The following is a 21,498-nucleotide window of genomic DNA, read 5'->3' on the forward strand; positions in this document are numbered from 1 at the left end:
CTGCGGCGAGCCGCGAGACGACCCTGCCCGCGACGCGCCCCGCCGCCACGGCCCCCGCCGGACCGCTGCGCCAGGCGGTGGCGCGGGAGGCCGATCTTGCGGCTCGTTGACCTGACGCGCGCCGCGGGACTGCCGGGGGAGGCGGCCGGGTTGGCCGAGGTCACCGCCATCACCGCCGACAGCCGCGCGGTCGAGACCGGCACGCTGTTCGCCGCGCTGCCCGGCACCCGCGCCGATGGCGCGAGCTACATCGCCGAGGCCGTGGCGCGCGGTGCGGCCGCCGTGCTCGCACCCTCGGGCACGCCCTGGCCGGCGGGCATCGCGCCGGTGCCGCTGCTGCGCGCCGATGATCCCCGCCGTGCCCTCGCACTGATGGCGGCCGCCTTCCATGCCGCGCAGCCCGCCACGCTGATCGCCGTGACCGGCACCAACGGCAAGACCAGCACGGTGGATTTCCTGCGCCAGCTCTGGACGCTCGCCGGGCAGCGCGCCGCGTCGATCGGCACGCTCGGCATCGTGGCCGAGGGGTTTCCGCCTGGTCCGACGCTGACCACGCCCGACCCGGTGACGCTGCATGAACGGCTCGCTGCGCTGGCTGCCGCGGGCGTGGCGCGCGCCGCGATCGAGGCCTCGTCGCATGGGCTGGAGCAGCGGCGCCTGGATGGCGTGCGGCTGGCGGCGGCGGGGTTCTCGAATCTCACGCGCGATCACCTCGATTTCCACGGCGGGATGGATGGTTATCGCGCCGCCAAGCTGCGCCTGTTCGACACGCTGCTGCCCGCCGGTGCCCCGGCCGTGTTCAACGCCGACATGGACGGCGCCACGCTCGACTGGCTGCGCGCCATCGCGGCCCGCCGGGGGCTACGCCGCATCGAGGTCGGCGAGGCGGGCCGCGAGATCCGCCTGCTGGCGCTGCACCCGCAGACCACCGGCCAGGTGCTGGAGATCGAGGCCGGCGGCGTGCCGCAGACACTGGAACTTGCCCTGCCCGGCCGGTTCCAGGCGGAGAACGTGTTGATGGCCGTGGCCCTCGCCATCGCGACCGGCCTGCCCGAGGCGCTGTCCCTGGCACCCAGGCTGGTCGGCGTTCGCGGCCGGATGGAGTTTGCCGCACGGCTGCCGAATGGCGCGGCGGTCTATGTGGACTACGCGCATACGCCCGACGCGCTGGAGCGCCTGCTCATGGCACTCCGCCCGCATGTCACGGGGCAGCTGCACGTGGTGTTCGGCGCCGGGGGCGACCGCGACCCCGGCAAGCGGCCGCTGATGGGGGCGGCCTGCGCGCGCCTCGCCGACCGTTGCTGGATCACCGACGACAATCCGCGCGGCGAGGACCCGGCGCTGATCCGCGCCGCCATCCGCGCCGCCTGCCCCGACGGCATCGAGATCGGCGACCGCGCCGAGGCGATCGCGGTGGCGATGGCGGCGCTGCGCGCCGGCGATATCCTGGCCGTCGCCGGCAAGGGGCATGAGAGCGGGCAGACCATCGCGGGTGTGACCCTGCCCTTCGATGATGCCGCGGTGGTCAAGCGCCTCGCGGGAGTGGCGCCATGACGCCGCTCTGGACCTCGGTCGAGATGGAAGCGGCGACCGGTGGGTCCATGATGCACGCCGCCGACGTCACCGGCGTCGCCATCGACAGCCGCGCGGTCGCGAAGGGCGACCTCTTCATCGCGCTTGTAGCCGAGCGCGACGGGCATGATTTCGTCGGCCCCGCAATGGCGGCCGGCGCCGGGGCCGCGATGGTCCATCGCGACCCGGGCGTGGCGGCGCCGCTGCTGCGCGTGACGGATACCCTCGCCGGCCTCGCCGCCCTCGGCGGCGCCGGGCGGGCGCGGAGTGCGGCGCGCGTCGTGGCGGTGACCGGCAGCGTCGGCAAGACGACGACGAAGGAGATGCTGCGCGCCATCCTCGCGGCCAGCGGCGTCACCCATGCCGCCGAGGCTTCCTACAACAACCAGTGGGGCGTCCCGCTGACCCTCGCGCGCACGCCGCGCGACGCGGAATACGCGGTCATAGAGATCGGCATGAACCACGCCGGCGAGATCGCCCCCCTCGCGCGCATGGCGCGCCCGGACGTGGCGCTGATCACCTCGGTCGCCGCCGCGCATATCGGCCATCTCGGCAGCCTCCAGGCCATTGCGCGCGAGAAGGGCGCGATCTTCTCCGGCCTCGATGCCGGCGGGATCGCGGTGTTGCCCGGTGACGCGCCGCATCTCGACATCCTGGTCGAGGCCGCCGGCGCGGCGCGCGTGATCCTGTTCGGCGAGGGCGGCGAGGCGCAGGCGCTGCGCGTCGCCGCCGATGCCGAGGGCGGCGACATCGAGGCCGACATCCTGGGCACGCGCCTGGCTTTCCGCCTCGGCACGCCGGGTGCGCACATGGCCCGCAACGCCATCGCCGCCCTGGCCGCCGCTGCCGCGCTCGGTGCCGACATCGCGGCGGGGAGCGCGGCGCTTGCCGACTTTCGCGCGATGCCGGGGCGTGGCGATCGCCGGACCGTCGCGACGCCGGATGGCGGCTCCGCGCTGCTGCTGGACGAGGCCTATAACGGCCAGCCGCCCTCGATGCGCGCGGCGCTGGCGCTGCTGAAGCTGCTGCCGGCGAAGCGGCGCGTCGCAGTGCTCGGCCAGATGGGCGAGCTCGGCGATTTCGCCGAGGCGGAGCACACGGCCCTTGCGCCGCATGTCGCTGCCGCCGCCGACCTGGTGTTTGCCTGCGGGCCCCTGATGCGCCACACCCTCGCCGCATTGCCCGCTGGATCGATCGGCGCCTGGGCGGAGACCTCCGCCGCATTGGCGCCCCTGGTGGCGGCCGCGCTGCGCGACGGGGATGGCGTCCTCGTCAAGGGCAGCCTCGCCACCGGCATGAAAACCGTGGTGCGGACACTGACCGAAAGTTCGCCCCGATGATCTTCAATCTGCTTGCGCCCTTCGCCGAAGGGTTCCCGCTGTTCAACCTGATCCGCTACACGACCTTCCGCGCGGGTGCCGCCTGCCTCACCGCGCTGATCATCGCGCTGTTCTTCGGGCCCTCGATCATTCGTTGGCTGCGCGCGCGCCAGCGCGGCGGCCAGCCGATCCGTGAGGATGGGCCGGCGAGCCACCTCATCACCAAGAAGGGCACGCCCACCATGGGCGGGGTGCTGATCCTGCTCGCACTCGCGGGATCGACCCTGCTGTGGGCGGACCTGCGCAACGGCTTCGTCTGGTGCGTGATGATGGTCACGCTGGGCTATGGCGCGCTGGGCTTCGCCGACGACTTCCTCAAGGTCACCAAGCGCAACACCAAGGGCGTCTCGGGCCGCATGAAGCTGATCGCGCAGGCGGGGCTCGGCCTGGTCGCCGCGATCTGGCTCAGCTACCTGATGCCCGGTCCGCTGTCGGACAAGCTGGCCATGCCGGTGTTCAAGGAAGTGCTGATCCCGCTGGGGATCCTGTTCCCGCTGCTGGCGACGCTTGTGATGATGGGCGCCTCCAACGCCGTGAACCTCACCGACGGGCTGGACGGCCTGGCCATCGTGCCGGCGATGATCGCGGCGGCGGTCTTCGCGCTGATCGCCTACCTGGTCGGCAACCGCATCTTCGCGGACTACCTGCAGCTGCACGCGGTGCCTGGCACCGGGGAGCTCGCCGTCTTCGCCTCGGCAATGATCGGGGCGAGCCTCGGCTTCCTGTGGTTCAACGCGCCGCCGGCCGCGGTGTTCATGGGCGATACCGGTTCGCTCGCGCTGGGCGGCGCGCTGGGCGCGCTCGCGGTCGCGACCAAGCATGAGATCGTGCTGGCCATCGTGGGCGGGTTGTTCGTGGTGGAGACGGTGTCCGTCATCGTCCAGGTGTTCTGGTACAAGCGCACCGGCAAGCGGGTGTTCCTGATGGCGCCGCTGCACCATCATTTCGAGAAGAAGGGCTGGGCCGAACCCACCATCGTGATCCGCTTCTGGATCATCGCGATGATCCTGGCGCTGGTCGGCTTGTCCACGTTGAAGATCCGGTGACGCCGTTCGTGGGACAGCGGGTCGCGGTGATGGGTCTGGGCAAGGCCGGCTTCGACGCGGCCAGGCGCCTGCGCGACTGGGGCGCGGATGTGACCGCCTGGGATGACTGCGCGGATGCACGCGATCGCGCGGCCGCCGAGGGCCTCACGCTGCGCGATCCGGCCGAGGGGCTGGACGCGGATGCGCTGCTGCTCTCGCCCGGCATTCCGCACACACACCCCGTGCCGCATGCGGCCGCGCAGGCCGCGCGAGCCGCTGGCGTTCCCATCCTCTGCGACGTGGAATTCCTGTTCCGCGCGGTCCGGGCCAGCGGCTCCGAGGCGCGCTTCGTGGGCGTCACCGGCACCAATGGGAAGAGCACCGTGACGGCGCTGATCCACCACATCCTGACCACCGCGGGCCGGGTGTCCGAGGTTGGCGGCAATCTCGGGCCGCCGGCGCTCGGACTCAACATGTTGTGGCACGAGGGCATCTATACCCTCGAAATGTCGTCCTACATGTTGGAGCGACTCGCGCGGATGCGCTTCAACACAGGGGTAATGCTGAACCTTTCCCCCGATCATCTCGACCGCCATGGGAGCATGGCCGGCTATGTCGCTGCGAAGGCGAATATCTTCGCGCGCCAGGTCGCCGGCGACACCGCGGTGGTCGGGATGGATGACGAGGCCAGCGCCGCGATGGCGCAGGGCCGGGCGGGTTTCGTGCGCCGAATTTCGGCGACCACGCGCCAGCCAGGCGGCGTCTGGTGCGACGATGGCGTGCTGCGCGATGAGGAGGGCGCGTTCTGCGACCTGCGCGAGGCGCGCGCCTTGCCCGGCGCGCACAATGCGCAGAACGCCGCCGCCGCCGCCGCCGCCTGCCTGGCACTCGACGTGCCGCGCGCGGCCATCGCGGCGGGGGTGCTCAGCTACCCCGGCCTGCCTCACCGGCTCGAGCGCGTGGCCGAGTTCGGCGGCGTCGCCTGGATCAACGACAGCAAGGCCACGAATGCCGACAGCGCCGCGCGCGCCCTGGCCAGTTATGACCGCGTCGCCTGGATCGTGGGGGGCATCGCGAAGGATGGCGGCATCGAGAGCCTCGCGCCGTGGCTTGGCCGCGTCGCGAAGGCCTATCTGATCGGGCGCGACGCGCCGCTCCTCGCCGCGACGCTGGCGCGCCACGGCGTGCCGCACGCGGTGGTCGGCGACCTCGCCAGCGCCATTGCCGCCGCCCATGCCGAGGCTGCCGCGCCGGTGGTGCTGCTCTCGCCGGCCTGCGCCAGCTGGGACCAGTTCCCGGGCTTCGACGCGCGCGGCGATGCGTTCCGCGCCCAGGTCCTCGCACTCGCCGGGGGGGCGCGCTGATGGCCGCCTTCTCGCGCAGCGATGATTCGACCCTCGGCCGCTGGTGGTGGACCGTAGATCGCTGGACGCTCTCGGCGCTGATGGCGCTGATCGCGATCGGCTATGTGATGATGCTCGCGGCGTCGCCGGCGGTGGCCGAGCGCATCGGCACCTCCTCGCGCCACAGCTTCTTCATCAAGCAGGTGGCCTACCTGGCACTCGCGGCCACGGTCATGGTGGTTGTCTCGCTGCTCTCGCCCAAGAACATCCGAAGGCTCGCGCTGCTCGGCTTCGCCGGCGCGCTGGTGGCCACGGCGGCGACGCTCGTGATCGGCGTCGAGATCAAAGGTGCGCGCCGCTGGCTGCCGATCCCCTTCCTGTCGCTGCAGCCTTCGGAATTCCTCAAGCCGTGCTTCGCGGTGGTGGCGGCCTGGCTGATCGCGGAAGGCCGCGCGCCGGGCAGCAAGCTGCCGGGAATGATCATCACGCTGTGCCTGTTCGCGATCGTCGGGCTGATCCTGAAGCAGCAGCCGGATATCGGCATGCTGTTCGTCGTGACCGTGGTGCTGTTCGCACAGATTTTCGTCGCCGGGATCAACCTGTTCGTCGTCGGTGGAGCGGGGGCGCTCGCGGTCGGGCTGGGCGCGGTCGTCTACCTCACCCGCCAGCATGTGCGCGACCGCGTGGCGGCCTTCCTCAGCCCGGTCTGCAATGACCGCGAGAACTACCAGATCTGCACCGCGCTCGAGGCCTTCGGCAATGGCGGGCTGCTCGGCCGCGGCCCCGGCGAGGGAAGGCTGAAGAACGTGCTGCCCGACGCGCATGCCGATTTCGTCTTCGCCGTCGCCGGCGAGGAATTCGGCATGGTGGTGTGCCTGGTCATCTTGGGGCTGTTCCTGTTCGTGGTGGTGCGCGGCTTGCTGAAGCTGCTGAGCGAGAGCGACCTGTTCGTGGTGCTCGCGGCCGCGGGGCTGCTCACGCAGTTCGGCCTGCAGGCCTTCATCAACATGGCCTCCACCCTGCACCTGATCCCGACCAAGGGCATGACGCTGCCCTTCGTGAGCTATGGCGGGTCCTCGGTGATCGCGATCGCGCTGGGGATGGGAATGCTGCTCGCACTCACCCGCCGCCGCGTGACGCGCAGTTCCGGGGCGGAGGCGTGAGGGGCCCCGTGGCACGTCCGATCGTCATCGCCGCCGGGGGCACCGGCGGGCATCTGTTCCCCGCCGAGGCGCTCGCGGTGGCGCTGATCGCGCGCGGTGAGCGGATCGCGCTGATGACCGATGCGCGCAGTGCCGCCTTCGACAGCCCGGCCTTCGCCAATGCGGAGCGCTTCGCCCTGGCCGGCGCGGGGCTTTCGGGGCGCGGCTTGGTGTCGGCCGTTCGCGGTGCCGCCGCACTTGTCGCCGGCACCTTCGCCGCGCGGCGGCTGTTCAAGCGCCTGGATGCGAGCGCGGTGGTGGGCTTCGGCGGCTATCCCTCCGTCCCGCCGCTGATGGCAGCGTCGCTGATGCCGTCGGCGCGCAGGCCGGCGATGATCCTGCATGAGCAGAATGCCGTACTCGGCCGTGCCAACCGGGCGCTCGCGACGCGCGCCGATCTGATCGCGCTCTCCTTCGCCGGCACGCGCTCGGTGCCCGAGGGCACGCGCGCCGAGGTCGTGGGCAACCCGGTGCGCCCCGCGCTCGCGGCGCTGTCGGGGGCTGGCTATTCTCTGCCCGATGGCGCGCTGCGGCTGCTGGTCACCGGCGGCAGCCTCGGTGCGCGGGTTTTTGCCGATGTGGTGCCCGAGGCGGTTGCACTGCTGCCCGAGGCGTTGCGCGCGCGCCTGGTCGTCACGCAGCAGGCCCGCGCCGAGGATTTCTCCCGCACGCGGGATGCCTATTCGGCGCTCGGCATCCCCGCCGAGGTCTCGGCCTTCTTCCCCGACATCGCGAACCGGCTGTCGATGGCGCATCTGGTCGTCGCGCGCGCCGGCGCATCGACCATCGCGGAGCTCGCCTGCGCGGGGCGGCCGGCCATCCTGGTGCCGCTGCCGCACGCGATCGACGACCACCAGAGTGCGAATGCGCGCGCGCTGGAGCACGCCGGTGCCGCCGTGGTCATGCCGCAGCCCCGCTTCACGGCCGAGGCGCTGGCCGAACTGCTGAGCGAGCTGCTGGCCGATGCCGGGCGCCTCGCGCGCATGGCGGGTGCCGCGCAGCCGCTGGCGCGCCCCGATGCGGCGAGCGTGCTGGCGGACCGGGTGCAGGCGTTGATCGCCGCGAGAGCGGAGGCAAGCTGATGCGCGCGCTGCCGCTCGACATCGGGGCCATCCATTTCGTCGGCATCGGCGGCATCGGCATGTCCGGCATCGCGGAGGTGCTGCACAATCTCGGCTACCGCGTGCAAGGCAGCGACATCGCCGAGGGTGCCAATGTGCAGCGCCTGCGCGCTGCCGGGATCGCCGTCACCGTGGGCCATGCGGCGGCCAATCTCGGCGAGGCGCAGGTGGTGGTCACCTCCACCGCGGTGAAGCGCGACAATCCCGAGGTCGTCGCGGCGCGGCAAAAATTCATTCCGGTGGTGCGCCGCGCCGAGATGCTCGCCGAGCTGATGCGGCTGAAATGGTCGATCGCGATCGGCGGCACCCATGGCAAGACGACCACGACCAGCCTGGTCGCGACGGTGCTGGAAGCGGCCAAGATCGACCCGACCGTGATCAATGGCGGCATCATCAATGCCTATGGCACGAACACGCGCCTGGGCGCAGGCGACTGGATGGTGGTGGAGGCCGATGAGAGCGACGGCAGCTTCCTCAAACTGCCCGCCGTGGTCGCAGTCGTCACCAACATGGACCCCGAGCACCTGGACCATTGGGGCACCGGCGAGGCGATGAAGGAGGGCTTCTACCAGTTCGTCTCGAACATCCCCTTCTACGGCTTCGCGGTGCTGTGCATGGACCACCCGGAGGTGCAGGCGATGATCCCGCGCCTGGCCGACCGGCGCCTCATCACCTACGGCTTCTCGCCCCAGGCCGATGTGCGGGCGGAGCGCATGATCTCCGACCGCATGGGGGCCACCTTCGAAGTGGTGGTGAGCGATCGCGCGACGCGGCGCTCGCGCATGCTCAAGCCCTTCCGGCTGCCGATGCTCGGCGCGCACAACGTGGCCAATGCGCTGGCCGCCATCGCGATCGGCGTCGAGATGGACGTGCATGAGGATGTGATCCGCTCGGCACTCGCGGGCTTCAAGGGCGTGAAGCGGCGCTTCACGCGCACCGGTGAATCGGGGGGCATCACCGTCATAGACGATTACGGGCACCATCCGGTGGAGATCGCGGCGGTGCTGAAGGCGGCGCGGCAGGCCGGCGCGCGCGACGTGATCGCGGTGGTGCAGCCGCACCGTTACAGCCGCCTCGCGACGCTGTTCGAGGAATTCTGCCAGTGCATGAATGACGCGGGCACGGTGATCGTGGCCGACGTCTACGCCGCCGGCGAAGCGCCCATCGAGGGCATCGACAAGGACGGGCTGGTCGAGGGTCTGCGTTCGCACGGGCACCGCTCCGTGGTGCCGCTGCCGGGGCCGGAGAGCCTGGCGGAAATGGTCAACGCCATCGCCAAGGCCGGCGACTACGTGGTGTGCCTGGGTGCCGGCACGATCACCAACTGGGCGCATGCGTTGCCGGCCCAGTTGACCGCGCTGCAGACGCGCAAGCCTGCCCGTCCGGGTGGTGGGGCGTGATGCCGCGCGCGCCCCTCGCCGCCACGTTGCCGCCGCTGCGCGGGCGGGTGCAGCACGACGTGGCGCTCGCCCCCTTCACCTGGTTCCGCGTGGGCGGCCCGGCCGATGTTCTGGTGCGGCCTGCGGATGTGGATGACCTGCTGGTGCTGCTGCGCGACATGCCCGGCGCGATGCCGCTGACCGTGCTGGGCGCGGCGTCGAACCTGCTCATCCGCGATGGCGGCATCCGCGGCGTGGCGCTGCGCCTCGCACGCGGCTTTTCGGCAATCGACGTCGAGGCGGATGGGATCGTCGCGGGTGCGGCGGCGCTGGACGTGACGCTGGCGGAAACCGCGGCAGCGAGCGGCCTTGCGGGGCTGGAATTTCTGGTGGGAGTTCCCGGCACGGTCGGTGGCGCGGTCGCGATGAACGCGGGCGCCTACGGCGGCGAAATCCGCGATGTTCTGGATTGGGCGGAGGTCGCAACGCCGGATGGCCTCGTGCGCCTAAGCGCTGATGCGCTAGCCTTCGCCTATCGGCACGCGACGCTGCCCGCGCGCGGTGTCGTCACCCGCGCGCGCTTCCACGCCATCCCCGGCGACCGCGCCGCTGTCACCGCGCGCCTCGCCGCCATCCGCGCCGAGCGTGAGGCCGCGCAGCCGGTCCGTGCGCGTACGGGTGGTTCCACCTTCAAGAATCCGCCCGGGGAAAAAGCCTGGGCGCTGATCGACGCCGCCGGCGCGCGCGGGCTCACCCTCGGCGCCGCGCAGGTCAGCGCGAAGCATTGCAACTTCCTGCTCAATCTCGGTGGCGCAAGTGCTGCCGATCTCGAAGCGCTGGGCGAGGACGTGCGCGCGCGCGTGCTGGCGCATGCCGGCGTGACGCTGGAGTGGGAGATCAAACGCATCGGGGAGCCCGCGCCATGACGCGCGTCGCGGTCCTCATGGGCGGCATTTCGAACGAGCGCGCGGTCAGCCTCGCCTCCGGCGCGCAGGTCGTTGCCGCGCTGCGCGAGGCCGGCTTCACCGTCACCACCATCGATGCAGGTGCCGATCTCGGCGCGCTGGTCGCGGCGCTGACCCCCGCGCCGGATGTGGTGTTCAACGCGCTGCATGGCCGCTTCGGGGAGGATGGCTGCATCCAGGGCGTGCTCGATTGGATGAGCATTCGCTATACACATTCGGGCGTGCTCGCCTCCGCACTCGCGATGGACAAGGTCGCAGCGCGCGCGGTTTTCGCGGTGCATGGGCTGCCAATCGCGGAAGGGCGCGTCGTGACGCGCGCCGCACTTGAAGCCGAAGACCCCCTGCCGCTCCCCTATGTGGTCAAGCCGGCGCAGGAAGGCAGCTCCGTCGGCGTCCACATCATCCGCGCCGGCGACAATCGCCGTGCCGAGATCGCGCGCGGCTGGCGCTTCGGCGACGACATTTTGGCCGAGCGTTTCATCCCCGGCCGCGAGCTGACCGTGGGCGTGCTAGGCGACCGCGCGCTGGAGGTCACCGACATCCTCGCCGATGCCGGGGAGTTCTACGACTACGACAGCAAATACGCTGCTGGCGGCAGCCGCCACATCATCCCCGCGCGGATCCACCCCGCGGTCCGCGACCGCGCGATGGATGTGGCCCTCGCCGCGCATCGCGCGCTGGGCTGCCGCGGCGCCACGCGCGCCGATTTCCGCTACGACGACACGCGGGGCGAACCCGGCGAGCTGGTGCTGCTGGAGGTCAACACTCAGCCCGGCCTCACGCCGACCTCGCTGCTGCCCGAGCAGGCCGCGCATTGCGGCATGAACTTCCCCGCGCTCTGCGCCTGGATGGTCGGGGAGGCGCGCCATGGGTGTTGAAGCCCCTCCGCGCCTGGCCGGGCCCGCAGCGCAATCCCGCCGCGCACCCACGCGACGCGCCAAGCCCATCGATCGTCCGTCGCGCCTGAAGCTGTGGCTGCGCCGGCGGCGGGGCATGCTGCGGCCGGCCGCCCTCGGGATCGTAGCCGTCACGGCACTCGGTTTCGCCGGTGCGGCGATCTGGGCCGCGGACCCGGCCGGGCGTGCGCAGGCGCTGATCGAGGATGTCTCCGACCTCGGCCGCGGCTTCGGGATGAGCATCCAGCGCGTGGAGATCGTGGGCCGGCAGAACACGCCGCTCGACATGATCGGCGCCGCCCTGGGCGTCTCCCGCGGCGACCCGCTGCTGGGCTTCTCGCTCGAGGCGGCGCGCGTGCGGCTCGAGACCATCGCCTGGGTGCAGCGCGCGCATATCGAGCGCCGCCTGCCCGAGACGCTGATCATCCGCATCGAGGAGCGCAGCCCCTTCGCCATCTGGCAGCGCGAAGGCCGCTTCGTGGTGATCGATCGCGGCGGGCGGGTGATCGCGCAGGACCGGCTCGACCAGTTCGGACCATTGCCGCTGATCGTCGGGCCGGGTGCGAACCTCGCCGCCGCCGGGCTCTACGACACGCTGCGCGGCGAGCCGGACATCGCAAGCCGCGTGCAGGCGCTGGTCCGCATCGGCGAGCGGCGATGGAACCTCAAGCTGCACAACGGCGCCGACGTCATGCTGCCCGAAGGGGCGGAGGCGGCCGCCATCACGCGCCTCGCCGCGCTGCAGCGCGAACAGCAGCTGATGGACCGCCCGCTGGTGGCCATCGACATGCGCCTGCCGGACCGGCTGGTGCTGCGCCAGGTCAGCGCGCCCGCCGCACCCGAAGCGCCGCGCCCGACCGGCGCGCGGAGGGGCGCATGAACGAGATCGCACGGGTGCCCCCGGGCGTGGGGCGCGATGCGCGCCGCCGCCGCAATGCGCGCAGCGGCCCCTTCGGCATCATCGACATCGGCTCGACCAAGGTGGTCTGCATCATCGCCCGCATCGAGAGCGACGGCGAACCACGCGCGCTCGGCTTCGGCTGGCAGCGCGGGCGCGGCGTGAAGGGCGGGTCCATCGTCGACCTCGACGAGGCGGAGCGCGCGATCCGCGCCGCGGTCGGCCAGGCGGAGGAGATGGCGGACACCCAACTCGCGGGTGCCATCCTCAACCTCTCCTGCGGCCAACCGGAATCGCGGCTGCTGCCGATCCAGTGGCCGATCGGCGGGCGTGCGGTCACCGAAACCGACCTGCGCGCCATCCTCGCCGAGGGCCGTCGCCGCTCCGGCGAGGCGGAGCGCGAGGGGCGGGAGACGGTGCACGCCATCCCGCTCGCCTTCACCGTCGATGCGACGCCCGGCGCGGAAGATCCGCGCGGGATGATCTGCGACACGCTGAGCGCGCGCCTCCACATGGTCGAAGCCAGCCAGGCATCCCTGCGCAACCTGGGTGCGACCCTGCAGCGCTGCGACCTCGACGTGGAGGAGCTGGTCTCCGCCCCCTTCGCCTCGGGCCTCGCGACACTCGTCGAGGATGAGAAGCACCTGGGCTGCACGGTGATCGACATGGGCGGCGGCACCACCTCGCTCGCGGTCTTCTCGGAGGGGCTGCTGCTGCATACCGCGCAGATCGCGGTCGGCGGGCAGCACGTGACCAACGATCTCGCCGGCATCCTCTCCACCCCCGTCGCACATGCGGAGCGGTTGAAGACCATGCATGGCGGCGTCCACGGCGGGCCTGGCGACGACCGTGATTTCCTCGCGGTGCCGATGCTGGGCGAGGAAGACCAGCACATCGCCCGCATCCCGCGCTCCATGATCACCGGCATCATCCGCCCGCGCATCGAGGAGACCTTCGAGCTGCTGCGCGAGAAGCTCGATGCTGCGGGCCTCGGCCGGGAGGCTGGCACGCGCGTGGTGCTGACCGGCGGCGCGAGCCGGCTGATCGGCGTGCATGAGCTCGCCGCGCGCATCCTCAATCGCCAGGTCCGCCTCGGCCGGCCGCACCCCGTGCGCGGCCTGCCGGAGAGTTTGATGGTCGCCGATTTCGCGACCGCCACCGGCCTGCTCGCCTGGGGCGCCGGCGTCGGTCGCCCCGTGCTCGACATCGCCCCCGGCCCCGATCCCCGACGCGGGCCACTCAAGCGTCTCGTCCATTGGCTGAAGGACCGCGTGTGATGCGCAGCGCCTTCGGCTTCCCGCATTACTGAGGAAGGAGAGTTATCGAATGACCCTCGAATTCACCGTGCCGAAATCCGTCCACCATACGGATTTCTCTCCGCGCATCACCGTCATCGGCGTGGGCGGCGGCGGCTGCAACGCCGTCAACAACATGATCTCGATGGGGCTCGACGGGGTGGAATTCCTCGTCGCCAACACCGACGCGCAGTCGCTGGTGCATTCGAAGAGCGAGCGCCGCGTGCAGCTCGGCCATCATCTGACGCAGGGCCTGGGCGCCGGTGCGAAGCCCGATATCGGGCGCGCGGCGGCCGAGGAAGCCAGCGAGGAAATCGCCAAACATCTCGACGGCGCGCACATGGTCTTCATCACCGCCGGCATGGGCGGCGGGACGGGGACGGGTGCCGCGCCGGTCATCGCGCGCATGGCGCGCGAGCGCAACGTGCTCACGGTGGGCGTGGTGACGAAGCCCTTCGATTTCGAGGGCCCCAAGCGCCGCCGCGGCGCCGAGCAGGGCCTCGAGCTGCTGCAGGAGGTGGTCGATACGCTGATCGTCATCCCGAACCAGAACCTGTTCAGGATGGCCAATGAACGCACCACCTTCGCCGAGGCCTTCAAGATGGCCGACAACGTGCTCTACATGGGCGTGCGCGGCGTGACCGACCTGATGATGAAGCCCGGCCTCGTGAACCTCGACTTCGCCGATATTCGCACGGTGATGGCCGAGATGGGCAAGGCGATGATGGGCACCGGCGAGGCCGAGGGCGACGACCGCGCCCGCAAGGCCGCGGAGAGCGCGATCAGCAATCCATTGCTGGAGGACACCTCGCTGCGCGGCGCCCGCGGCGTGCTGATCAACATCACCGGCGGCCACGACATGACGCTGTTCGAGGTGGACCAGGCGACGCACCGCATCCGCGAGGAAGTGGACGAGGAAGCCAACATCATCTTCGGCTCCTCGGTCGAGGAGGATCTGAACGGGCGCATCCGCGTCTCGGTCGTCGCGACCGGGATCGACGTGGCCACCGCCGTGCAGGGCAAGCCCGAGACCAATGTGCGCCCCACGCTGGTCGCCGTCGGCGGCGTCGCCGCGACGCCGCCGGCCATGGCGCCGATGGTGCAGGAGGTCGAGCCGCTAATCGTGCAGGCGACCGGCACCTACGGCGCGCAGCCGGCAGGCCCGCAGCCGGCGGCCGGCGCGCAGATGCCGAGCTTCATGCGCCGCGCCGCGGACCAGAGCCCGCCGCGCATCACCGCGCCGCAGATCGAGACCGCCCCGGGCGAGCACCCTGTGTTCCTCGCCCCCGTCGCGCCACGTGCGGAGCTCGAGGCGATGCCGGCCGCCCGGCCGCAGCCGCAATCCCAGCCCGAGCCCGCGCGTGGCGGGTTCCGCGCCTTGTTCAAGCGCGTGACCCTGCAGGGTGGCGACATGCTGGTGCGCACCTTGCCGCCCGAAGCACCGCGCGCGGTGCAGCCGCCGGAGCCGCCGCGCCAGGCGGAGCACGCACCGCAGGACGAGATGGGCATCGAGATCCCGACCTTCCTCCGCCGGCAGAGCAATTAGACGGCCTTCAGGTGCCGGGCGCGGCCAGATAGGGTGGCCTCCGGTGCCTTGAGGTCTGGTTCCTCCGAGGCCTGGGGAAATTCCCTTCCCCAGGCTAGTCTCCGCCCATGCCTGACGACATTCGCTACGTTGCCAAGAACATGCGCCTCGATCTCCGCCTGATCGCGGAGATGGTGCAACCTGATGCCCGCGTGCTCGACATCGGCTGCGGCGACGGCGCGCTGATCGCGCTGCTTGCGCGTGAGAAGCGGGCCGATGCGCGGGGGATCGAGATCGACATGGCCGAGGCGACGCGCGCCGTCGCCGCAGGCCTCGCGGTCATCCATGGCGATGCCGACCACGACCTGCAGCACTACCCCGACGGCGCCTTCGACTACGTCATCCTCTCGCGCACGCTGCAGGCGGTGGAGCGGCCGCGCGCGGTGCTGCAGCAGATGCTGCGCATCGGCCGCCGCGCCATCGTGAGCTTCCCCAATTTCGGTCATTGGCAGATGCGCTGGCGCCTGCTGGTGACCGGCCGCATGCCCGACAGCGAGACTTGGTCACGCCCCTGGTACGAGACCCCCAACATCCATCCCTGCACCATCGCGGATTTCTTCGCGCTGTGCCGCATGGATGGCTACCAGGTCGAGCAGTGGCTCGCAGTGGATGAGAAGGGCCTCAAGGGGCCATGGCGGCGCAGCGTGCGGCTGGCCAACCTGTTCGGCCAGCAGGCGCTGTTCCTGCTGCGCCGCGCCTGAGCTCAGTGCAGCGGGTTGAGCGTCATCGGCGCCGGCGCGATGCCGGCCTCGGTGATGGAGGCGGCCGCCTGCGCCGCATGCCGGGCGGCGGCGAGGGCGCCGATGCGGCGGCACTCGACCTCGACATATTCCAGCATCATGCGGAGCGCCTCCCGATCGGCGCTCGAGCTCTCCGGCACGGTCAGGATCACGGCTTCGGCCATTGGAACAGGATCCTTGTCAGCAACGCGTCGACCATTTCGTTAACAGAAGCATACCCGCGCGACGACAGGAAGTGGTCTCGCAGAGACCAGCAGCAATTGTGATGCGCGCTTGCCGCAGGCTCACGAAGCGCGATATCGCGCCGCACCATGATGGTTACCGCTTGCGGGCCGGCCCGCGAACGGGTCTAGGGTAACGGTATAAGATTCAGAACAGGGAGGCTGGACATGGCTCGTGTGGCACTCGTGACGGGCGGTCAGCGCGGCATCGGCGCGGCGATCAGCGAAGGCTTGCAGGCAGCGGGGCGCAAGGTCGTCGCATCCTATGCCGGCAATGACGCGGCCGCGGCCGCCTTCACCGATCGCACCGGCATTCCCTGCGTCAAGTTCGACGTGTCCGACTTCGATGCCACGCAAGCCGCGGTCAAGGCGATCGAGGAAGCCCATGGCCCGATCGAGATCCTGGTGAACAACGCCGGCATCACGCGCGACGGGATGATGCGCAAGCTAACCCGGCAGATGTGGGACGAGGTGATCGATACCAACCTCGGCAGTTGCTACAACCTGTGCAAGGCGGTGTGGGACGGCATGGCGGCGCGCAAGTTCGGCCGCATCGTCAATATCGGGTCGGTCAACGGCCAGGCCGGGCAGCTCGGCCAGGTGAACTACGCCGCCGCCAAGTCGGGCATTCACGGCTTCACCAAGGCGCTCGCCCAGGAAGGCGCGCGCAACCAGATCACCGTCAACGCCATCGCGCCGGGCTACGTGGACACCGAGATGGTGCGCGCCGTGCCGGCCGACGTGCTGGAGAAGATCATCGCGCGCATCCCGCGCGGCCGGCTCGGCACCGCCGAGGACATCGCGCGCGGCGTCGTGTTCCTCACCGCCGACGAGGCGGATTTCGTCACCGGCTCGACCCTGTCGATCAATGGCGGCCAGCACATGTACTGATCGACCTGGTCGGGGGGAGCAATTCGGATGGGCTATGCGGTCTTGGCGTTCGACGGGCCTGACCCGGCGCGGCGGATGCAGGCGCGGTCGCGCCACCTCGCGGTCATCACGGCGTGGGCGGAGGATGGGCGGCTCGCGCTCGGCGTGCCGCTGTTCGACGCGGCGTTCCAGCCGGTAGGGTCGCTGATGATCCTTGAGGTGCCCGACAGGGCGGGCCTTGATGCCTACCTTGCGGCGGAGCCCTTTGCGGCGGAGGGTGTGTGGGACCGCATCGAGACGATGCCCTTCCGCATCGCCCCGCTCCCCTATCGGCCCTTGCCGTCCGGGCCGGCGGCGAGTTCACGCACCCACACCATCACGCTCGCCTACGACGCGCAGGATGGCGAGGCGCCCGCGCGGCGCGCCAGCGCACGACCGCCGCACCTCGACCGGGTGACCGCTTGGGCAAAGGACGGCACGCTTGCACTCGGCGGGGCGATCTTCGACGCCGACGAGGCGAGGATGATCGGCTCCATCGCCGTCACGGCGCATGCCTCGGATGCGGAGGCTGAAGCCGCCTGGGCGGAAGACCCCTACGTGACCGGGGGTGTGTGGAAGGATGTGCAGCGGTGGGGCACGCGGTTCGCGCCCCTCCCCTATCGCCCGTTGCCGGGCGCGGCGTCCTGACCTCAGCTGAAGCGGATGCCGCTCCGGTGATGGGCAAGGTCGCGGGCGCGGCGCATGCGCTCGTCCATGACCGCGAAGGCCAGGCTTGCCGCCGTGCCGAGCGCGAAGGTCACCGCGCCGCCGATGCCGCCGATCAGCCAGCCCGCCGACGCCCAGATCAACGACGTGATCACGCCGGGCAGCGAGATGTGCCAGCGCGACATGCGCTCGGTCACCTGGTGCAGCAGCCAATGCATCACGAGCGCCAGGATAAGGACGACGGGCACAAGGTAATCAGCGAAAAAAACCGTTTCGAAGTCGGCAGAGGGATCCATGATGGCCTCCGAATCCTGTTCGACGAAAACAAGTGTATAGACCCTGGGTTGCGGCAGCGGGCATGAAAGCGCCGCAATGCTGTGACGCGCGCAGCACAACGGCGCGATTGGCTGGATGACTGCGCAACGATCGACCTTGTCCGGCGTTGGCGCGCTCGTTCTTTGGGCTTTCCTGGCGGTGCTCAGCCGCCTCACCGCACCGCTGCCGCCGCTGCAGGTCACCGCGCTGGGCTTCGCAATCGGTGGCGGTCTCGGACTGGCGGTGGTGGTTTGGCGCGGGCGCGCGGCGGCGCTGGCACAGCCGCCGCTGGCCTGGGCGCATGGCGTGGGCGGGTTGTTCGGTTACCACGCGCTGTTCTTCGCCGCACTCGCCTGGGCGCCGCCGGTCGAGGCGAACCTGCTCAACTATCTCTGGCCTTTGCTGATCGTGGTGTTCGCGGCGCCGCTGCTGGGCATGCCGCTTGGCGGGCGACGCCTGCTCGGGGTGGGGTGCGGCTTTGCCGGCTGCGTACTGGTGGCGGGGGGCGGCGAAGGCTTCGGCACGGCCGGCGCGCTGCCCGGCTTCGCCGCCGCGATCGGCGCGGCGCTGGTCTGGGCGCTCTATTCGGTGACCTCGCGGCGGATGGCCGCGGTGCCGACCGAGGCCGTGGCGGGGTTCTGTCTGGCCAGCGCTTTGCTCGCCGCCATCGCGCACCTGGTCTTCGAGACCACCGTCGCGCCCGGCCCGTCGCAATGGCTGGCGCTCCTGCTTCTCGGCGCCGGGCCCGTGGGCGCTGCCTTCTTCCTATGGGATATCGGCATGAAGCGCGGCGACCCGCGGCTGCTCGGGGTGCTGGCCTACGCCGTTCCGGTCGGCTCCACCTTGCTGCTGGTGCTGGCCGGCGAGGGCACGCTGGGCTGGCGCGTGGCAGCCGCGCTCGTGCTGGTGGTGGGCGGCGGCTGGCTCGCCGCTACGGCTTCCGGAACAGCGCGCGGATGACTTCGGCCTGGCCCTGGTGCTTGGGGCCTTCGTCGAGCAGCACGGCGCCTTCGAGCAGTTCCAGGGTCTCGAGGCCGGCGAACAGCGTCTCGACGATGCTGCGGGTAAAGAGCAGCGAGGGCTCCTTCGGCCCGCCGCTGCGCCGGCCTTCCTGCGCGGGCGAAAAGCATTCGAGCGCCAGCAAACCGCCCGGCGCGAGGCTGCGCACGGCACCCTCGGCGACGCGGGCGCGATCGCCGGCGGGAAGGTGGACGAAAATCCAGGCGACGAGATCGAACTGCGCCGTTGGATATTCCCATGCGGTGAGGTCGGCCGTGACGACGTCCATCGCCACGCCCTGCGTCGCGGCGAAGACACGCGCCTTGGCGGATGCGACGGGGGACCAGTCGAGGCTGGTGGTCGCGAGCCCCTGCCCGGCGAGCCATGCACCATTGCGGCCCTCGCCGTCGCCCAGCGCCAGGGCGCGCAGGCCGGGCCGCAGGCGTGGCGCGAGGGAGCGAAGATACAGGTTCGGTTCCGCGCCGAAGGCGAAGCCCTCACCGGCGTAGCGCTGGTCCCAGGCGCGGGAATCACTCATCGCTGTGCTCCCTGTGCGCCGGCGCGTGGCACCGATACGGTCGTGGGCCGCAGGGTACCCACGCGGCGAAGTCCTTCGCGCCGGGGCAGGTCCCCAGGCTGCCTGATGTCCCACGCCAGGCCCAGGCGGCGCAGTGCCAGGATGAACCACCAGCCAGGATCGGCCTGCCCCGGCTCCAGCCCCAGCCGCGCAGAGCCGGGCCAGGCGTGATGATTGCCATGCCAGGCCTCCCCGAAGGTGACGAGCGCGGCGGCCGGCAGGTTGTGGCCTTGCACCGCGGCGCCGTCCACAACCCAGCCCTGCGGGCCCCGCCGATGGGTGACATGGCCCACCAGCCAATGGCCGTTCAAGCTGATCGCGACCCGCAGGGGCACGCCCCAGATCAGCCAGGGCATCCCGCCGATCGCGAAGAACAGGATGGCCCAGGGCAGCTGTTGCGCCATCCAGCTGCGCTCGAGCCAGAGATAGAACCGGTCTTCGCTCAGGCGGGACTCCGGTGCGAAGCGCGGCGGGTGGGCGAGGTCGAGCCGGCAGTGCATCTGCCACCAGGCGTCGCGCAGCGGGCCGGCACGATGGGCGTGCAGGTCGTGGCAGGCGACCTGGCGCTGGGCCCAGTCCCGCGTGTCGTGCAGCCGCACCATGCCGATCGGGCCCGCCATTCCCACCAGCGTTCCGAGATAGACGAGCAGCCGTTCGACCCACAAGGGAGCGGCGAAGCTGCGATGGATGAGCAGGCGGTGCATGCCGACCGAGTGGCCCGCGCAGATCGTCACGGCCGTGGTCGCGAGGAACAGGATGATCGCGCCGGGGGTCGCGAAGGCCGGGGCCAGCAGCGCCGCCGCGGTCATGCCGCCGGTGAAGATGGAGCGCGCGGGCGACCAGCGGATGGTGCCATCCGTGGCGCTGGTGGTCGCCGACGCGATCATGCGATCCGTGGAAAGGCAGGTCATGACGTTGGCTCCGCTTGGCGTTGCGCTTATTCAATTCGTTAACTACCTAACTATAACTTGTTAGCAGTTAGCGCAATGCCTAAATACCATCCGACCCGATCCAGGCAGCCCATGCAGCGCGTCTTCGAAGCCCTCGCATCCTCCGTCCGCCGCCAGATCCTGGCGCTGCTGAGCCATGCCGAGCTGAGCGCGGGCGACATCGCGTCCCGCTTCAAGATTTCCAAGCCGTCGATCTCCCAACACCTCTCGATCCTCGAGGCGGCGGGGCTGGTCGCGAGCGAACGGCGCGGGCAGTTCGTGTTCTATCGGCTGGTCCGCGAGAACCTGGTGAACACGCTGGACGGCTATGTGCAGCAGGTCTGCCCGGTGCGCCGGCCGCTGCGCAAGGAAAGCGCTACGCGCGCGGCGAAGGCGACGCCGCTGTCCGAGGGGTAAAAGGACGGTCGCCTGCCGGGTCAGGTGCCGGAGCGGGGCGACCATCCCTCGGGCGCCAGGTCGAAGCCGGCGAACTCGAAAGCGGGGCTCACCGTGCAGCCGACCAGCGTCCAGGCGCCAAGGCTGCGCGCCGCCTGCCATTCGCCGGCCGGCACCAGGGCGAAGGGATGCTCCCCCGCGCCGATGTCCGGACCGACCAGGACGGTCCGGGTGCCGACGCCCAACTCCAGCGGGGCGCCCGCATACCAGTGCCAGCCCTCCGCGGCATCGACGCGATGCCAGTGGGAACGCTCCCCGGCCGCGAGCAGGAAGTAGATCGCGGTGCCGGCGCCGCGGCCGCCGCCGGGCGGGGCGTCGCGCCAGATCTCGCGGTAGTGGCCGCCTTCGGGATGGGGCGCGAGGTCCAGCGCGGCGATCACCGCGCTGGCGTCCAGCGTCTTGTCCCGAAGGTCCACCTCAGCCGACGGGCTTGGTGAGCGCGATCGGCGGCAGGGACGAGACCGATTCGAACCACGCCGCGAGCTTGGGCGCGGCCTCGCGCCAGGGCTCGGCGGCGTAGCGGAAATCAAGGTAGCCGAGAGCGCAGGCGACGCTGATGGCACCGATATCGGCGAGGCCGGTGGGCGGGTTCGCCTCGAAGGTCGCCAGCGTGCGTTCGACGATGGCCTTCTGCCGCGCGACCCAGCCGGCGCGGGCCTCGTCCTGCGGGTGGCCCATCTGGCCGCGGCGGCCGACGGCGGCATCCATGAGCCCGTCCGCCAGGGCCTCGCGCACGAGGGCGGCCAGGCGCTCGGGGCCCGCGGCCGGGATCAGCTTCGGCGCGTCGCCGATGCCGTCGAGGTATTCGCAGATCACCGGGCTGTCGGGGATGGCGACGCCGTCATCGGTGACCAGGGCGGGGATCTTGGACAGCGGGTTGTCGGCCAGCAAATGCGCCGGGCTCTCATGCGGGTTGGTCCTGACCAGCTCGATCTGGCCATCGATGCCGCGGGCGATGGCGCAGGCCATCACTTTGCGGACGAAGGGGCTGGCGGGGGAGTGGTGCAGCTTCATCGGATGGGGTTC

General features: G+C 71.0%; 23 protein-coding genes. 17 read left to right on the forward strand and 6 right to left on the reverse strand.

Annotation, left to right across the window (positions count from 1 at the left end; genetic code table 11):
* Positions 1-96: 96 nt before the first annotated feature.
* The 13 genes from GXW79_RS02155 to metW all read left to right on the forward strand — a co-directional run bounded on the left by GXW79_RS02155 (position 97) and on the right by metW (position 15,361).
* The gene (locus tag GXW79_RS02155; protein ID WP_211872584.1) at positions 97-1,554 is read left to right on the forward strand and encodes a UDP-N-acetylmuramoyl-L-alanyl-D-glutamate--2,6-diaminopimelate ligase; all 1,458 of its coding nucleotides are present in this window, start codon (positions 97-99) and stop codon (positions 1,552-1,554) included.
* Positions 1,551-2,912, forward strand: a complete 1,362-nt coding sequence (locus GXW79_RS02160) for a UDP-N-acetylmuramoyl-tripeptide--D-alanyl-D-alanine ligase (RefSeq protein ID WP_211872585.1) — start codon at positions 1,551-1,553, stop codon at positions 2,910-2,912. Before GXW79_RS02155 ends, GXW79_RS02160 begins: the two co-directional genes overlap by 4 nt.
* Positions 2,909-3,997 (forward strand): phospho-N-acetylmuramoyl-pentapeptide-transferase, encoded by a 1,089-nt coding sequence (gene mraY, locus GXW79_RS02165; protein ID WP_211872586.1) that lies wholly within the window; start codon positions 2,909-2,911, stop codon positions 3,995-3,997. Before GXW79_RS02160 ends, mraY begins: the two co-directional genes overlap by 4 nt.
* Positions 3,998-4,026: 29 nt before the next feature.
* On the forward strand, positions 4,027-5,340 hold the full coding sequence (gene murD / locus GXW79_RS02170) for a UDP-N-acetylmuramoyl-L-alanine--D-glutamate ligase (protein WP_246503678.1): 1,314 nt from the start codon (positions 4,027-4,029) through the stop codon (positions 5,338-5,340).
* Positions 5,340-6,482 carry an FtsW/RodA/SpoVE family cell cycle protein gene (locus tag GXW79_RS02175; RefSeq protein ID WP_211872588.1) on the forward strand — a complete coding sequence of 381 codons (1,143 nt, stop codon included), beginning with the start codon at positions 5,340-5,342 and terminating at the stop codon, positions 6,480-6,482. The genes murD and GXW79_RS02175 overlap by 1 nt, the downstream gene beginning before the upstream one ends.
* 8 nt (positions 6,483-6,490) lie before the next feature.
* Positions 6,491-7,603, forward strand: coding sequence for an undecaprenyldiphospho-muramoylpentapeptide beta-N-acetylglucosaminyltransferase (murG, locus tag GXW79_RS02180; protein WP_211872589.1), 1,113 nt, complete (start codon positions 6,491-6,493; stop codon positions 7,601-7,603).
* Positions 7,603-9,042, forward strand: coding sequence for a UDP-N-acetylmuramate--L-alanine ligase (gene murC, locus GXW79_RS02185; protein WP_211872590.1), 1,440 nt, complete (start codon positions 7,603-7,605; stop codon positions 9,040-9,042). Before murG ends, murC begins: the two co-directional genes overlap by 1 nt.
* The gene (gene murB, locus GXW79_RS02190; RefSeq protein ID WP_211872591.1) at positions 9,042-9,947 is read left to right on the forward strand and encodes a UDP-N-acetylmuramate dehydrogenase; all 906 of its coding nucleotides are present in this window, start codon (positions 9,042-9,044) and stop codon (positions 9,945-9,947) included. The genes murC and murB overlap by 1 nt, the downstream gene beginning before the upstream one ends.
* Positions 9,944-10,864: a D-alanine--D-alanine ligase gene (locus GXW79_RS02195; RefSeq protein ID WP_211872592.1), complete on the forward strand. Its 921-nt coding sequence runs from the start codon at positions 9,944-9,946 to the stop codon at positions 10,862-10,864. Before murB ends, GXW79_RS02195 begins: the two co-directional genes overlap by 4 nt.
* The gene (locus tag GXW79_RS02200; RefSeq protein WP_211872593.1) at positions 10,854-11,762 is read left to right on the forward strand and encodes a cell division protein FtsQ/DivIB; all 909 of its coding nucleotides are present in this window, start codon (positions 10,854-10,856) and stop codon (positions 11,760-11,762) included. Before GXW79_RS02195 ends, GXW79_RS02200 begins: the two co-directional genes overlap by 11 nt.
* Positions 11,759-13,057 carry a cell division protein FtsA gene (gene ftsA, locus GXW79_RS02205; protein WP_211872594.1) on the forward strand — a complete coding sequence of 433 codons (1,299 nt, stop codon included), beginning with the start codon at positions 11,759-11,761 and terminating at the stop codon, positions 13,055-13,057. Before GXW79_RS02200 ends, ftsA begins: the two co-directional genes overlap by 4 nt.
* A gap of 49 nt (positions 13,058-13,106) precedes the next feature.
* Positions 13,107-14,621: a cell division protein FtsZ gene (gene ftsZ, locus GXW79_RS02210; protein WP_211872595.1), complete on the forward strand. Its 1,515-nt coding sequence runs from the start codon at positions 13,107-13,109 to the stop codon at positions 14,619-14,621.
* 140 nt (positions 14,622-14,761) lie between these two features.
* Entirely contained in the window at positions 14,762-15,361 is a 600-nt protein-coding gene (gene metW / locus GXW79_RS02215) for a methionine biosynthesis protein MetW (RefSeq protein WP_211873054.1), read from the forward strand.
* Positions 15,362-15,363: 2 nt separating this feature from the next.
* Here metW and GXW79_RS02220 read toward each other — a convergent pair whose 3' ends face one another.
* Complete coding sequence (locus GXW79_RS02220; RefSeq protein WP_211872596.1) at positions 15,364-15,564, reverse strand: hypothetical protein; 201 nt, start codon at positions 15,562-15,564, stop codon at positions 15,364-15,366.
* 225 nt (positions 15,565-15,789) lie between these two features.
* On the opposite strand from GXW79_RS02220, the gene phbB reads away from it, so the two are divergent.
* Positions 15,790-16,512 carry an acetoacetyl-CoA reductase gene (gene phbB / locus GXW79_RS02225; RefSeq protein WP_211872597.1) on the forward strand — a complete coding sequence of 241 codons (723 nt, stop codon included), beginning with the start codon at positions 15,790-15,792 and terminating at the stop codon, positions 16,510-16,512.
* A 27-nt stretch (positions 16,513-16,539) separates the two neighbouring features.
* Positions 16,540-17,178, forward strand: coding sequence for a YciI family protein (locus GXW79_RS02230; protein WP_211872598.1), 639 nt, complete (start codon positions 16,540-16,542; stop codon positions 17,176-17,178).
* A gap of 2 nt (positions 17,179-17,180) precedes the next feature.
* Here the strand turns inward: GXW79_RS02230 and GXW79_RS02235 are convergent, their stop codons facing one another.
* Positions 17,181-17,687, reverse strand: coding sequence for a hypothetical protein (locus GXW79_RS02235; protein ID WP_211873079.1), 507 nt, complete (start codon positions 17,685-17,687; stop codon positions 17,181-17,183).
* Between GXW79_RS02235 and yddG the strand changes: the two genes are divergently transcribed.
* Positions 17,608-18,471 (forward strand): aromatic amino acid exporter YddG, encoded by an 864-nt coding sequence (yddG, locus tag GXW79_RS02240; protein ID WP_211872599.1) that lies wholly within the window; start codon positions 17,608-17,610, stop codon positions 18,469-18,471. The two genes, GXW79_RS02235 and yddG, sit on opposite strands and share 80 nt — an antisense overlap.
* Here the strand turns inward: yddG and GXW79_RS02245 are convergent.
* Together GXW79_RS02245 and GXW79_RS02250 are read right to left on the reverse strand one after the other, a co-directional pair.
* The gene (locus GXW79_RS02245; RefSeq protein WP_211872600.1) at positions 18,443-19,048 is read right to left on the reverse strand and encodes a class I SAM-dependent methyltransferase; all 606 of its coding nucleotides are present in this window, start codon (positions 19,046-19,048) and stop codon (positions 18,443-18,445) included. The genes yddG and GXW79_RS02245 overlap by 29 nt on opposite strands.
* Positions 19,045-19,998, reverse strand: coding sequence for an acyl-CoA desaturase (locus GXW79_RS02250; RefSeq protein WP_211872601.1), 954 nt, complete (start codon positions 19,996-19,998; stop codon positions 19,045-19,047). Before GXW79_RS02250 ends, GXW79_RS02245 begins: the two co-directional genes overlap by 4 nt.
* Before the next feature lie 111 nt (positions 19,999-20,109).
* Here GXW79_RS02250 and GXW79_RS02255 point away from each other — a divergent pair, with 111 nt between their 5' ends.
* Complete coding sequence (locus tag GXW79_RS02255) at positions 20,110-20,433, forward strand: metalloregulator ArsR/SmtB family transcription factor (protein ID WP_211872602.1); 324 nt, start codon at positions 20,110-20,112, stop codon at positions 20,431-20,433.
* Positions 20,434-20,453: 20 nt separating this feature from the next.
* Here the strand turns inward: GXW79_RS02255 and GXW79_RS02260 are convergent, their stop codons facing one another.
* A complete protein-coding gene (locus GXW79_RS02260; protein WP_211872603.1) occupies positions 20,454-20,888 on the reverse strand; it encodes a cupin domain-containing protein in 435 nt (144 codons plus the stop codon).
* Between the two features lies 1 nt (position 20,889).
* Entirely contained in the window at positions 20,890-21,486 is a 597-nt protein-coding gene (locus GXW79_RS02265) for a glutathione S-transferase N-terminal domain-containing protein (RefSeq protein WP_211872604.1), read from the reverse strand.
* Positions 21,487-21,498: the final 12 nt, after the last annotated feature.

This window comes from Plastoroseomonas arctica (genome assembly GCF_018128965.1).
Taxonomy (GTDB): Bacteria; Pseudomonadota; Alphaproteobacteria; order Acetobacterales; family Acetobacteraceae; genus Plastoroseomonas; species Plastoroseomonas arctica.

Coding starts and splice junctions, on each gene's coding strand:
- GXW79_RS02160 (WP_211872585.1), top strand. CDS start 1,551: ATGACGCCGCTCTGGACCTCGGTCGAGATGGAAGCGGCGACCGGTGGG.
- mraY (WP_211872586.1), top strand. CDS start 2,909: ATGATCTTCAATCTGCTTGCGCCCTTCGCCGAAGGGTTCCCGCTGTTC.
- murD (WP_246503678.1), top strand. CDS start 4,027: ATGGGTCTGGGCAAGGCCGGCTTCGACGCGGCCAGGCGCCTGCGCGAC.
- GXW79_RS02175 (WP_211872588.1), top strand. CDS start 5,340: ATGGCCGCCTTCTCGCGCAGCGATGATTCGACCCTCGGCCGCTGGTGG.
- murC (WP_211872590.1), top strand. CDS start 7,603: ATGCGCGCGCTGCCGCTCGACATCGGGGCCATCCATTTCGTCGGCATC.
- murB (WP_211872591.1), top strand. CDS start 9,042: ATGCCGCGCGCGCCCCTCGCCGCCACGTTGCCGCCGCTGCGCGGGCGG.
- GXW79_RS02195 (WP_211872592.1), top strand. CDS start 9,944: ATGACGCGCGTCGCGGTCCTCATGGGCGGCATTTCGAACGAGCGCGCG.
- GXW79_RS02200 (WP_211872593.1), top strand. CDS start 10,854: ATGGGTGTTGAAGCCCCTCCGCGCCTGGCCGGGCCCGCAGCGCAATCC.
- ftsA (WP_211872594.1), top strand. CDS start 11,759: ATGAACGAGATCGCACGGGTGCCCCCGGGCGTGGGGCGCGATGCGCGC.
- ftsZ (WP_211872595.1), top strand. CDS start 13,107: ATGACCCTCGAATTCACCGTGCCGAAATCCGTCCACCATACGGATTTC.
- metW (WP_211873054.1), top strand. CDS start 14,762: ATGCGCCTCGATCTCCGCCTGATCGCGGAGATGGTGCAACCTGATGCC.
- GXW79_RS02220 (WP_211872596.1), bottom strand. CDS start 15,564: ATGGCCGAAGCCGTGATCCTGACCGTGCCGGAGAGCTCGAGCGCCGAT.
- phbB (WP_211872597.1), top strand. CDS start 15,790: ATGGCTCGTGTGGCACTCGTGACGGGCGGTCAGCGCGGCATCGGCGCG.
- GXW79_RS02230 (WP_211872598.1), top strand. CDS start 16,540: ATGGGCTATGCGGTCTTGGCGTTCGACGGGCCTGACCCGGCGCGGCGG.
- yddG (WP_211872599.1), top strand. CDS start 17,608: ATGACTGCGCAACGATCGACCTTGTCCGGCGTTGGCGCGCTCGTTCTT.
- GXW79_RS02245 (WP_211872600.1), bottom strand. CDS start 19,048: ATGAGTGATTCCCGCGCCTGGGACCAGCGCTACGCCGGTGAGGGCTTC.
- GXW79_RS02250 (WP_211872601.1), bottom strand. CDS start 19,998: ATGACCTGCCTTTCCACGGATCGCATGATCGCGTCGGCGACCACCAGC.
- GXW79_RS02255 (WP_211872602.1), top strand. CDS start 20,110: ATGCAGCGCGTCTTCGAAGCCCTCGCATCCTCCGTCCGCCGCCAGATC.
- GXW79_RS02265 (WP_211872604.1), bottom strand. CDS start 21,486: ATGAAGCTGCACCACTCCCCCGCCAGCCCCTTCGTCCGCAAAGTGATG.